Source organism: Pantoea sp. ABR1s (assembly GCF_057812235.1).
Genome location: NZ_CM173823.1, coordinates 2,985,945 through 2,998,020, shown reverse-complemented (window position 1 = coordinate 2,998,020; position 12,076 = coordinate 2,985,945). Strand labels below are relative to the sequence as shown.

Below are 12,076 nucleotides of genomic sequence, written 5' to 3'. Positions count from 1 at the left end.
GGGAGCAACATAATATCGTGTAATGGGGGCGAAGGGGTGATTTTTCAATCACCCGCCACGCTTAACCGAACCAGTGATGGAACATCAGCTTGATGTAATCAACGATACGGCCAAAGAAACCCCCTTCAGAGATCTCGTTCAGTACCACCAGCGGACGCTGTTCGATAGTCTTGCCATCCAGCTGGAAGTTGATGCTGCCGACCACCTGATTTTTCTTCAGTGGTGCATGCAGTTCCGTGTTGGTCAGCACATAGCTGGCTTTCAGATCTTTCATGCGGCCACGTGGGATGGTCAGGTAAGCATCTTTTTCCACGCCCAGCTGCACACGGTCGTTATCGCCGAACCAGACTGGCTCAGAGGCGAACTCTTTGCCCGCTTTCAGTGGCGCCACGGTTTCAAAGAAACGGAAGCCCCAGGTCAGCAGTTTCTTACTCTCGGTCTCACGGCCTTTGTAGGTATGACCGCCCATCACAGCAGAAATCAGGCGCATCTGGCCTTCAGTCGCAGACGCCACCAGGTTGTAACCGGCTGAGTTGGTATGACCGGTTTTGATGCCGTCCACATTCAGGTTGGTATCCCACAGCAGACCGTTACGGTTCATCTGACGGATATTATTGAAGGTGAACTCTTTCTCTTTATAGACAGCATACTCTTCCGGCACGTCACGGATCAGCGCCTGACCGATCAACGCCATATCGCGCGCGGAGCTGTACTGACCTTCCGCGTCCAGACCATGAACGGTCTGGAAGTGGGTATTCTGCAGGCCAATCGCTTTGACGTAATTGTTCATCAGGTTAACGAACGCATCCTGGCTGCCAGCGACATAGTCAGCCATCGCAACACAGGCATCGTTACCGGACTGCAGCACAATCCCACGGGTCAGCTGAGAGACCGGCACGCGGTCGCCTGGCTTCAGGAACATCAGCGAGGAGCCTTTGAACACCGGGTTGCCGGTCGCCCAGGCATCCGGGCCGACGGTGACCATATCGTCCTGATGAATTTTACCCGCTTTAACGGCCTGACCAATGACATAGCTGGTCATCATCTTGGTCAGACTGGCAGGATCGCGGCGTGCATCGGCATTTTTCTCTGCCAGCACTTTGCCTGAGTTGTAGTCGATAAGGACGTACGCTTCGGCATCAATGTCCGGCACGCCCGGAATCATGGTCTTGAGATTGACGTCATCAGCAATAGCAGCATGGCTGAGAGAGAAAGCGATCAGTGATCCCACTGTCAGGCGTTTCAGCAAACGAGATGATTTCAGCGTGTTCATGTGTAGGACTACAACATCCGTGAGTTTGAGGTTGAAAATGTCACTCATCATACTCAATGCCAGATTAACTGGCACCGGGCGTGATGATTGGGTTGTTAGCAGACGTAACGTGCAGCTGTCTGATAAACGGTTCAGCGACGCGTGTTAGTAATAAATGAGGCGGCCTGGCCTTCACTGCTCAGGCGCTGTTGCAGCGCAGCCGCTTCGGCGCGGGAGGCGTAACCGCCGAGCTGAACGCGATACACATTGTTGCCCGCGTCTTCTACCTTACCGGGCACGCCATAACGCTGGCTCAGGCTTTTCATCATCTGCTGGGCACGCGCCGGGTCATTCAGCGCACCGACCTGCACCACATATCCGTCGGCACCACCACTGCTGGCTGCAGGCGCGGCGCTGGCTGCTGCGGGAGCAGAACTGCTGGCTGCTGGTGCGGAACTGGCTGGTGCGGCGGCTGGCGGTTCATTACCTTCCAGTACGCCGGTCGCTAATGGCTGGGGTGCACCAAGAAAGCCGCTGCTCTGCACCGGCGCGCCCATGTTGTCACCGCTTTGCAGCGTACTGTTGCTGATGGCCTCAACATTTTGCGCAGGCGGCTCTGAGGGGGCTGCGCTGCCGCCGTTCATCACCGCGCCACCACTCAGGTCCGGACGGGCAGGCAGAGAGTAGCTCTGTTTTGCCACGACGGTCCCGATGGTGCCGGGGCCAGAGAGCGAACCGTCTGGGGCGACCTTGATGAAATCAACCCGCACGCGCGAATTGTTGGAGATGTTCAGGCGGTCACCGGCAGCCCGCGACAGGTCGATAATGCGTCCTGGCGTGTAAGGGCCGCGATCGTTAACGCGCACCACAATCTGACGGCCATTCGCGATATTGGTCACGCGCACATAGCTCGGCAGCGGCAGAGTAGGGTGGGCCGCGGTCAGCGCATCAGGATCGTAGGCTTCGCCGGTAGCGGTGCGGTTGCCCTGCGCCTCTTCGCCGTACCAGGTGGCCAGGCCGACTTCACTGTAGTTCGACGGATCTTTAATGACGCGATAATTTTTGCCGTTCACGCTGTAATCCTGGCTGGTGCCTGGATTGATCGGCTCATAACGTGGCTCAACGCCTGGAATCTCAACAACCGGTCCATTGTAAGCCGGTTGCGGCGGCGCCGTATTTTGGGGTTCCGGCGTGGTACAGGCCGCCAGAACCAGTGATGCCAGTGCAACGCCAAGCCATTCCTTACGCATCTGCAGCCTCTTAGACACTTTTAGATAACATTTTTCGGTGAGTGTGGATCGACATCACAATGCCAAATCCCGCCATAAGCACGATAAGCGCGGAGCCGCCATAACTGACCAGCGGCAGCGGCACGCCAACTACCGGTAAGATACCACTAACCATGCCAATGTTAACGAAAACATAAACGAATAAAATCAGCATTAAACCGCCCGCCATTACCCGGCCAAAGGTGGTCTGCGCCCGGGCTGCCACAACCAATCCCCGCATGATCAGCAGCAGATAAAGGGCCAGCAGCAGCAGCACGCCAACCAGGCCTAACTCTTCGGCCAGAACCGCAAAGATAAAGTCAGTATGACGTTCCGGCAAAAACTCCAGCTGAGACTGGGTGCCCTGCAGCCAGCCTTTACCGCGCAGGCCTCCTGAGCCAATAGCAATTTTCGACTGGATAATGTGATAGCCCGCACCCAGCGGGTCCGTTTCCGGGTCGAGCAGCATCATCACGCGGTCACGCTGATAATCGTGCATCAGGAAAAACCACAAAATCGGGATAAAGGCGGCGACCAGCAACACGGCTACGCCAATCAGTTTCCAGCTCATACCCGAGAGGAACAGCACAAACAAGCCGGAGGCGGCAATCAGAATCGAGGTGCCGAGATCGGGCTGTGCCGCCACCAGCAGGGTGGGCAGGAAGATCAGAATCAGCGCAATGCCGGTATTTTTCAGCGTTGGCGGACAGACATCGCGGTTAATAAAGCGCGCCACCATCAAAGGCACCGCTATCTTGGCAATCTCAGAGGGCTGAAAACGCACAAAGCCGAGATCGAGCCAGCGTTGAGCGCCTTTACTGATCTGCCCAAAGGCATCCACCGCCACCAGCAGAATGACACAGACAATATAAAGATAGGGCGCCCAGCCTTCATAGACGCGCGGCGGTACCTGCGCCAGCACAATCATGATGACCAGCCCCATCGCAATCTGACCGAGTTTACGCTCCATCATGCCGGGGTCCTGACCACTGGCGCTCCAGATCACCACAGCGCTGTAGGTCAGCAGGCCGAGAATGATCAGCATAAACAGCGGATCGATGTGGATGCGCATCCAGATCGAACGTTTCTGCGGACTATCTTGCATCGACATGTTTATTCACCTTCATAACCGGGCGGCACAGGAGCGGCGTCCGGCAGGACTGTATTGTTATCACCCAACATAATGTGATCCAGAATCTGGCGCATGACGGTGCCGACAGCCGGACCGGCGCCACCGTTTTCCAGGATAATGGTCACGGCGACCCGAGGTTTGTCATAAGGGGCAAACGCGGTCATTAATTTATGGTCGCGTAATCGTTCAGCAATTTTATGGGCGTTATAGGTTTCGTTCTCTTTCAGGCCAAAGACCTGAGCCGTACCGGACTTGGCGGCGATTTTATAGGGTGCATCGGCGAAGCTCTTGTGCGCGGTGCCGTTGGGCCGGTTCGCCACGCCATACATGCCATCTTTGGCAATTTCCCAGTAGCCGGAATGGATATCACCAATCGGGGCTTCAGGCGGCTGGCGATAGGGCACCAGGGTACGGCCTTCGCGGGTGGCGCGCAGCATATGGGGCACCTTGACGACGCCGTCGTTGATCAGAATCATCATCGCTTTGTTCATCTGCAACGGCGTAGCGGTCCAGTAACCCTGTCCGATCCCCACCGGAATGGTATCGCCCTGATACCACGGCTTTTTAAAGCGTCTCTGTTTCCAGTCACGGGTCGGCATGTTACCGGCGCTCTCCTGCGGTAAATCGATGCCGGTACGGCTGCCGTAACCAAATTTATTCATCCACTCCGACAGCCGGTCGATACCCATGTCATAGGCAACCTGATAGAAGAAGGTATCGGCAGACTCTTCCAGCGCTTTGGTGACGTTCAGACGTCCGTGGCCCCATTTTTTCCAGTCGCGGAAGCGTTTTTCTGAACCAGGAAGTTGCCACCAGCCGGGATCAAACAGGCTGGTATTACGGTTAATCACGCCAGCACTCAGGGCAGAGACCGCCACATAAGGTTTAACCGTCGAAGCCGGTGGATAGGCAGCCTGAATCGCACGGTTATAGAGCGGACGGTTTTCATCTTCCAGCAGGCCGCGGTAATCCTTACTGGAAATACCGTCGACAAACATGTTGGCGTCATAGCTGGGCGTTGAGACCATGGCGAGGATTTCGCCGGTGCGCGGATCGCTGACCACGACGGCCGCGCGACTGCCCGCCAGCAGGGTCTCGACATATTGCTGCAGTTTGAGATCGATAGTCAGATAGATATCACGGCCTGCCTGAGGGGACTCCTCATGCAGCTGGCGAATGACCCGGCCACGGTTGTTGACCTCAACCTCTTCAAAGCCGGTTTTGCCGTGCAGCAAATTTTCGTAATAGGCTTCAATGCCCAGCTTACCGATGTCGTGCGTCGCGGCGTAGTTAGGCCATATGCCCTCTTTGTCGAGGCGTGCAACGTCACGATCGTTGATTTTTGAGACGTAGCCGACCACATGCGTCAGCGTGGCACCGTAAGGGTAGTAGCGGCGCTGGTAACCTTTAACTTCCACGCCGGGGAAGCGGTACTGATTGACCGCAAAGCGCGCGACCTGCACGTCATTCAGACCGGTTTTAACCGGGATAGAGGTGAACCGACGCGAGCGTTTACGCTCTTTCTGGAAGTTTTCGAGGTCGTCGTCAGTCAGCTCAAGAATCGGGCGTAAGTTTTCCAGGGTCTGTTGCAGATTATCAACTTTTTCCGGAACCAGTTCTGCCTGATAGATGGTGCGGTTCAGCGCCAGCGGCGTGCCGGTACGATCGTAAATTATGCCGCGGCTGGGGGCCACAGGCACCAGTTTGATACGGTTCTGGTTGGAGCGGGTGCTGTAATCATCAAAGCGAAGGATCTGCAGGTGGTAAAGGTTAACCACCAGTACTGAAGAGAGCAGTAAGATACCGACGAAGGCGATAAAGGCCCGACGGACAAAGAGTTTCTGTTCGGCGCTGTAATCGCGAAAGGCGTTGCTTTGTAATTTCATCCGCTACTTGTCATGTCTGATGTGGGCTGATCGGTCATTCACGATGATAAGGATGATTTGTCGTTATGCTCCAGGCCCGATACAGACTTTCGGCTACCAGCACGCGCACCAGCGGATGGGGCAACGTCAATGCTGACAGTGACCAGCTCTGCTCTGCCGCCGCTTTACAGGCGGGGGCCAGGCCTTCAGGCCCGCCAATCAGCAGGCTGACGTCGCGACCATCCAGCTTCCAGCGTTCAATCTGCTGTGCCAATTGCGGGGTTTCCCACGGATGACCAGGAATATCCAGCGTGACGATGCGATTGCCTTTGCCGACCGCCGCTAACATCGCTTCACCCTCTTTTTCAAGAATGCGTTTGATATCAGCATTTTTACCGCGTTTACCTGCGGTCACTTCGGTCAGCTCAAGCGGCATATCTTTCGGGAAGCGGCGCAGATATTCCATAAAACCGGTCTGCACCCAGTCAGGCATTTTCGTGCCGACGGCAACAAGTTGCAGTTTCACCGATTAGCCCCAGAGTTTTTCCAGCTCATACAGCTGGCGACTCTCTTCCTGCATCACATGCACGATGACATCACCCAGATCGACCACGACCCAGTCTGCCGCGCTTTTACCTTCAATGCCTAATGGCATCAGGCCTGCTAAACGCGACTCCTGCTCTACGTGTTCTGCGATCGAAGTCACATGACGCGTGGAGGTGCCGGTGCAGATGATCATGAAATCGGTGATGCTGGATTTGCCCTGAACGTCGATGGTGACAATGTCCTGGCCTTTGAGATCATCAATCTTATCAATAACGAACTCTTGGAGTGCTTTACCTTGCAAAAGGTTCCCCTTGGAATCTGGTGGTAACGAGCCGGCTGTAAGCCCGGAGAGTGCAGCCAAAAAATTAAGCGGCGTAGTATAGCATGCCCGGATCAGTCGCGATATAAGCCTTCGCGGTCGATATAATCGATAACCGCAGCGGGCAACAGATCGTCGCAGGGCTGATTCTGGTGGCGACGACGGCGAATTTCAGTGGCCGAAATGTCATAGAGAGGGGTGTCCGCCAGCCAGATATGGCCTGCGGGCTGCTGATGCAGCTGCCGGATATCCTGAGCGAGGTGTTGCTCAAGCCAGCGCTGCATGTCAGGCGAGTCGAACCGGGTCGGATAGCCGGGGCGCTGGCACACCAGCAGATGGCAGAGTGACAGCAGATCCTGCCAGCGATGCCATTTTGATAAGCTCAGCAATGAATCCTGACCAATAATAAACCCCAGCGGCTGTTCTGCACCGCGTTCGGTGCGCCAGGCTTCCAGGGTGGTCACGGTCCAGGACGGCGTGTCGCGTTCCAGCTCGCGGGTATCGATCTCAAACAGCGGCAGGTCGCGGATAGCGCAGCGCAGCATAGCAACCCGCTGGGCAGCGCTGGCTTCCGGTTGCGGACGATGCGGCGGTACATTGTTGGGCAGCAGCGTCACACGCTGCAGGCCGGTCTGTTGCGCCAGCGCTTCGACCGGGCGCAGATGGCCAAAATGAATCGGATCAAAGGTGCCGCCAAACAGTGCGTGTAACTCAGACATGGGCAAAGCTCGTCGGAAAAGCACGACTGCTGAGCAGCAGCGTCAGGGTCTGTAACTGCGGCCACACCGGCTGTCCATAATCCTGCTTCAGGGTGATTTCAATCTGACTCAGCAGATGAATGGCGCGTTGCAGACGCGTGGCATCCACTCGTTGCAGCGCGTCGGTAAACAGCGCACGGCGGTTCTGCCAGATGCGCTGCTGATCCATCAGCGTACGAAGCGGCTGCGCTGTCTGGTGGCGTTGCAGATGCAGCAGCGTCAGCAGATCACGCTGCAGCGTACGCAGCAGTATCACCACTTCGCTCTCTTCTTTCTCCAGCTGATGCAGAATATGCAGGGCGCGGCGGCTTTTTCCCGCCAGCAGGGCATCCACCCAGTGGAAAGGAGTAAAGTGCGCGGCATCACTGACCGCCTCTTCAACCCGGGGCAGGGTCAGCTTGCCGTCGGGCCACTGCAGCGAGAGTCGCTCCAGCGCCTGCGCCAGCGCCAGCAGATTGCCTTCATAGCAGTAACACAACAGCTGCACGGCCGCGTCATCCACCGATAATTTCAGCGCCTTAGCGCGATTAACGACCCAGCGTGGCAGTTGCGCCTGTTCAGGCGTCTGACAGGGCACCAGTACCGCAGAGGCGGACAACGCTTTAAACCAGGCGCTGTTTTCCTGCGCTTTGGTCAGCTTCGCCATCCGGCAGATCAGCAGAATATCGGCGTGCAGCAACTGCGACAGCTTAACCAGCTGTTCTGACATCGCGGCGTTGGGGCCATTATCGGGGAATTGCAGCGTCATGGTCTGACGCTGAGCAAACAGACTCAGTGACTGGCAACTGACGAACAGGCTCTCCCAGTCAGTCTGTGCATCCAGCGTAAAACTAAAATGTTCTTCGAATCCCTGCGCGGTTGCGGCGACGCGAATCGCATCTGAACTTTCCTGCAGCAGCAGCGGTTCGTTACCGGCTAACAAATAACAGGCGCGCAGCCCCTCACGGAGCTGCGCGCTGAGTTGCTCAGGATAAATCCTGATCATTGCAGGCTGGTAGCAGAGGAAGTGGGCGCTTCCTGTGAACCCTGACCCGGCACCGGAATCACTGACGCCGGTAAGGTCTCTTTGCTGTTGATCTGCGCGGCGTGTACCGTCAGCAGTTTACGTACCAGCTGTTCAGCAGCACGCTGACGCATCTCCTGCGTAATCAGATCCTGCTCGGCATCTTTTGCCAGCGCAGCGTTCGGGTTATCGAAGAATGACCGATAAACCGTGGTGCTGATAGGATAGATACCTTTGCCCGGCAGCAGCACCTGCGCCGTGATGGTCATCACCATCTGATACTCCGCAGAGGTGCCGCTGATAAAGACCGAAGCCGTGTTACGGCCTTGCGCTTCAGGCCCCAGGCGCAGCGTCGGAATATCGGTGCGATTCTGTTTGCTGTCTTCAACAATTTTGACATCGTTGATACGCAGCTGCTGACGCACAGTACGCGCCAGCGGCCCATAAGGATCGCCGGTTGAAACAATCAGGGTTTTCAGTTCGCTGGGCACCTGAGTGGTGCCGCGCGGATGAAAACCACAGCCAGCGGTGATCACCACCGCCAGCATGACAAACAGCCTGATAATCGGATGTCGCACAGTTCCTCCTGAACTTAACCTACGACCAGGTTAAGCAGTTTGCCCGGTACATAAATGACTTTACGGATAGTCACGCCGTCCAGATACTTCGCTACCAGATGCTCCTGCGCAGCGCGTGCCTGAACCTGTTCCTGTGTTGCATCGGCTGGCACGGTGATTTTACCGCGCACTTTACCGTTAACCTGAACCACTACCAGCAGCGAATCTTCAACCATAGCGGCTTCATCCGCAACCGGCCAGCTCGCTTCATCGATAGTGCCTTCGCCACCCAGCGTCTGCCACAGAACATAGCAGGCGTGCGGGGTAAACGGATAGAGCAGACGGACGATGGCCAGCAGCGCTTCTTGCATCAGAGCGCGATCCTGCTCGCTTTCCTGCGGGGCGCGTGCCAGTTTGTTCATCAGCTCCATGATCGCCGCAATGGCGGTGTTGAAAGTCTGACGACGGCCAATATCATCCGCCACTTTGGCGATGGTTTTGTGCAGATCGCGACGCAGCGATTTCTGCTCGTCATTCAGGCTCTCCACATCCAGTGCCACTGTCGCACCTTTCTGTGTATGCTCGAAGACCAGCTTCCAGACACGTTTCAGGAAGCGGTTCGCCCCTTCAACGCCCGACTCCTGCCACTCCAGCGTCATATCCGCCGGTGAAGCAAACATCATAAACAGACGCACGGTATCCGCGCCGTAACGCTCAACCATCAGCTGTGGGTCGATGCCGTTGTTTTTCGACTTCGACATTTTGCTCATGCCCGCGTAGATCACTTCGCGGCCCTGCGTGTCTGTGGCTTTAACAATGCGGCCTTTCTCATCCCGCTCAACCTCAACGTCAACCGGTGAAACCCAGTTACGCTCGCCGTTGGCACCAAGGTAGTAGAAGGCGTCAGCCAGCACCATGCCCTGGCACAGCAGACGTTTGGCTGGCTCATTGGAGTTCACCAGGCCCGCGTCACGCAGCAGCTTGTGGAAGAAGCGGAAATACATCAGGTGCATGATGGCGTGTTCAATACCGCCCACATACTGATCGACCGGCAGCCAGTAGTTTGCCGCTGCCGGATCCAGCATGCCTTCCTTGTAGCTGGCGCAGGTATAACGCGCGTAGTACCAGGAAGACTCCATGAAGGTGTCAAAGGTGTCGGTTTCACGCAGGGCTGGCTGGCCGTTTACCGTGGTTTTAGCCCACTCCGGATCCGCTTTGATTGGGCTGGTAATGCCATCCATCACCACATCTTCCGGCAGGATCACCGGCAGCTGGTCTTCTGGTGCAGGCATAACGGTGCCATCTTCCAGCGTCACCATCGGGATAGGGGCACCCCAGTAGCGCTGACGGGAGACACCCCAGTCGCGCAGGCGGTAGTTCACTTTACGCACGCCCACGCCTTTTGCCGCCAGCGAATCCGCAATGGCGTTAAAACCGGTGGCGTGATCCATGCCGTTAAACTCACCTGAGTTGAACAGCGCACCTTTGTCAGTCATCGCCGCGATGCTGACATCAGGAATGGAACCATCCAGATTCAGGATGACCGGCTTAATCGGCAGATCATATTTAGTGGCAAACTCCCAGTCGCGCTGATCGTGCGCCGGAACCGCCATCACAGCGCCGGTGCCATATTCCATCAGTACGAAGTTGGCAACCCAGACCGGGATAAGCTCGCCGGTCAGCGGATGAACAACAGACAGGCCGGTCGCCATGCCTTTCTTCTCCATGGTCGCCATATCGGCTTCGGCCACTTTGGTATTGCGGCATTCAGCGATAAAGTCAGCCAGCGCCGGATTATTGACCGACGCCTGGGTCGCCAGCGGATGGCCTGCGGCAACGGCAACATAGGTTGCGCCGATAAAGGTATCCGGGCGGGTGGTGTAGACGGTGACCTTCTCTTCGCTGTCAGCCACATCGAAGGTGATTTCGACACCTTCAGAGCGGCCAATCCAGTTACGCTGCATGGTTTTGACCTGCTCAGGCCACTCTTCCAGCGTATCCAAATCGTTCAGCAGCTCTTCCGCATAATCGGTGATTTTGATAAACCACTGCGGGATCTCTTTACGCTCAACTTTGGTGTCGCAGCGCCAGCAGCAGCCGTCGATCACCTGCTCGTTCGCCAGCACCGTCTGATCGTTCGGGCACCAGTTCACGGCAGAGGTCTTTTTATAGACCAGGCCTTTTTCATACAGTTTGGTAAAGAACCACTGTTCCCAGCGATAGTACTCTGGCTGGCAGGTTGCCAGTTCACGACTCCAGTCATAGCCAAAGCCCAGCAGTTTGAGCTGGTTTTTCATGTAGGCGATATTGTCGTAAGTCCACGGGGCCGGAGCGGTGTTGTTTTTCACCGCAGCGCCTTCCGCAGGCAGGCCGAAAGCATCCCAGCCAATCGGCTGTAGTACGTTTTTGCCGAGCATACGCTGATAACGCGCGATTACGTCGCCGATGGTGTAGTTACGAACGTGGCCCATGTGCAGGCGGCCAGAAGGATAGGGCAACATGGAGAGGCAATAGTATTTCTCTTTACCTTCCTGCTCAGTCACTTTAAACGTTTCGTTTTCATCCCAGTGCTGCTGCACACGGGATTCAATTTCTTCCGGGCGGTATTGCTCTTGCATGGCTGCCTGTGGTCCTTTATGAAAAACATTTTTCTGGCTCTAAGATCCGCATAGCATACCCATAAGGCCGCGTATCAACAACACTTCCCACTTTTGCCGGCACGATTTCTGCCGAAAGCGTCAGAGCCTTCACCCTTTTGTAATTCACTGTACAGACGACACGGCAAAAGCAACATTACGACTAAACTTAGTTCAGCGAGGGTCTGCATAAAGGAGAACAAAATGAATAAAGTGGCTCAGGAATATCGCGAGTCGTTAGCCGTATTGACCGAACGTCTTCGTCAGGGCGATCGTAACCTTGATGAGCTGATTGCCGGGCGACGAAGCCAGTTGCTGGTGCGTGATGATATGACGGAACAGGAGATTGACCAGGCGCTCAGCTCAGTGCGCCGTGATCTGGGCGAGTTTGCACGCAGCTACACCGATGTGGAAGAACCGCTGGCGGACTCACTGTTTATGCGCATCATCCGCGAGAGCGTCTGGAAAGAGCTGGCGGATATCACCGATAAAAGTCAGCTGGAGTGGCGAGAGGTCTTCCAGGATCTGCATCATCACGGGGTTTATCAGAGCGGGGAAGTGGTGGGGCTGGGCAATCTGGTCTGTGAGAAATGCCAGTTCACCCGGGCAATCTACACGCCTGAAACGCTGTCACGTTGTCCGGAATGCGGCAACGATCAGTTCCAGCGTCAGCCGTTTGAACCCTGATAGTGCGGCGTAGCTAAATGAAGCGGGCCACCCTGGGTGACCCGCCTGTTCGT

At 56.2% G+C, this 12,076-nt stretch carries 11 protein-coding genes; 1 reads left to right on the top strand and 10 read right to left on the bottom strand.

The features are described 5' to 3' along the window. Positions 1 to 61: 61 nt before the first annotated feature. The 10 genes from dacA to leuS all read right to left on the bottom strand — a co-directional run bounded on the left by dacA (position 62) and on the right by leuS (position 11,318). On the bottom strand, positions 62 to 1,273 hold the full coding sequence (dacA, locus tag ACXKZD_RS14150; protein ID WP_010258977.1) for a D-alanyl-D-alanine carboxypeptidase DacA: 1,212 nt from the start codon (positions 1,271 to 1,273) through the stop codon (positions 62 to 64). A gap of 131 nt (positions 1,274 to 1,404) precedes the next feature. Further along, positions 1,405 to 2,502 (bottom strand): endolytic peptidoglycan transglycosylase RlpA, encoded by a 1,098-nt coding sequence (gene rlpA, locus ACXKZD_RS14145; RefSeq protein WP_488981689.1) that lies wholly within the window; start codon positions 2,500 to 2,502, stop codon positions 1,405 to 1,407. A 10-nt stretch (positions 2,503 to 2,512) separates the two neighbouring features. Next, positions 2,513 to 3,625 carry a peptidoglycan glycosyltransferase MrdB gene (gene mrdB, locus ACXKZD_RS14140; RefSeq protein ID WP_010258973.1) on the bottom strand — a complete coding sequence of 371 codons (1,113 nt, stop codon included), beginning with the start codon at positions 3,623 to 3,625 and terminating at the stop codon, positions 2,513 to 2,515. Positions 3,626 to 3,633: 8 nt separating this feature from the next. Next, entirely contained in the window at positions 3,634 to 5,538 is a 1,905-nt protein-coding gene (gene mrdA / locus ACXKZD_RS14135; protein WP_010258971.1) for a peptidoglycan DD-transpeptidase MrdA, read from the bottom strand. A 34-nt stretch (positions 5,539 to 5,572) separates the two neighbouring features. Then, positions 5,573 to 6,043 (bottom strand): 23S rRNA (pseudouridine(1915)-N(3))-methyltransferase RlmH, encoded by a 471-nt coding sequence (rlmH, locus tag ACXKZD_RS14130; protein ID WP_010258969.1) that lies wholly within the window; start codon positions 6,041 to 6,043, stop codon positions 5,573 to 5,575. Positions 6,044 to 6,046: 3 nt separating this feature from the next. Then, a complete protein-coding gene (gene rsfS, locus ACXKZD_RS14125) occupies positions 6,047 to 6,364 on the bottom strand; it encodes a ribosome silencing factor (protein WP_010258968.1) in 318 nt (105 codons plus the stop codon). Positions 6,365 to 6,456: 92 nt separating this feature from the next. Beyond that, a complete protein-coding gene (gene nadD, locus ACXKZD_RS14120; RefSeq protein ID WP_022626055.1) occupies positions 6,457 to 7,101 on the bottom strand; it encodes a nicotinate-nucleotide adenylyltransferase in 645 nt (214 codons plus the stop codon). Continuing rightward, the gene (gene holA / locus ACXKZD_RS14115; RefSeq protein WP_022626054.1) at positions 7,094 to 8,125 is read right to left on the bottom strand and encodes a DNA polymerase III subunit delta; all 1,032 of its coding nucleotides are present in this window, start codon (positions 8,123 to 8,125) and stop codon (positions 7,094 to 7,096) included. The genes nadD and holA overlap by 8 nt, the downstream gene beginning before the upstream one ends. Then, positions 8,122 to 8,721 (bottom strand): LPS assembly lipoprotein LptE, encoded by a 600-nt coding sequence (gene lptE, locus ACXKZD_RS14110; RefSeq protein ID WP_187494326.1) that lies wholly within the window; start codon positions 8,719 to 8,721, stop codon positions 8,122 to 8,124. The genes holA and lptE overlap by 4 nt, the downstream gene beginning before the upstream one ends. Before the next feature lie 14 nt (positions 8,722 to 8,735). Continuing rightward, on the bottom strand, positions 8,736 to 11,318 hold the full coding sequence (gene leuS, locus ACXKZD_RS14105; protein ID WP_010258964.1) for a leucine--tRNA ligase: 2,583 nt from the start codon (positions 11,316 to 11,318) through the stop codon (positions 8,736 to 8,738). Positions 11,319 to 11,540: 222 nt separating this feature from the next. Between leuS and ACXKZD_RS14100 the strand changes: the two genes are divergently transcribed. Continuing rightward, positions 11,541 to 12,023: a zinc ribbon-containing protein gene (locus ACXKZD_RS14100; RefSeq protein ID WP_010258963.1), complete on the top strand. Its 483-nt coding sequence runs from the start codon at positions 11,541 to 11,543 to the stop codon at positions 12,021 to 12,023. Positions 12,024 to 12,076 lie beyond the last annotated feature (53 nt).

Coding starts and splice junctions, on each gene's coding strand:
- mrdB (WP_010258973.1), bottom strand. CDS start 3,625: ATGCAAGATAGTCCGCAGAAACGTTCGATCTGGATGCGCATCCACATC.
- leuS (WP_010258964.1), bottom strand. CDS start 11,318: ATGCAAGAGCAATACCGCCCGGAAGAAATTGAATCCCGTGTGCAGCAG.
- holA (WP_022626054.1), bottom strand. CDS start 8,125: ATGATCAGGATTTATCCTGAGCAACTCAGCGCGCAGCTCCGTGAGGGG.
- mrdA (WP_010258971.1), bottom strand. CDS start 5,538: ATGAAATTACAAAGCAACGCCTTTCGCGATTACAGCGCCGAACAGAAA.
- dacA (WP_010258977.1), bottom strand. CDS start 1,273: ATGAACACGCTGAAATCATCTCGTTTGCTGAAACGCCTGACAGTGGGA.
- nadD (WP_022626055.1), bottom strand. CDS start 7,101: ATGTCTGAGTTACACGCACTGTTTGGCGGCACCTTTGATCCGATTCAT.
- rlpA (WP_488981689.1), bottom strand. CDS start 2,502: ATGCGTAAGGAATGGCTTGGCGTTGCACTGGCATCACTGGTTCTGGCG.
- ACXKZD_RS14100 (WP_010258963.1), top strand. CDS start 11,541: ATGAATAAAGTGGCTCAGGAATATCGCGAGTCGTTAGCCGTATTGACC.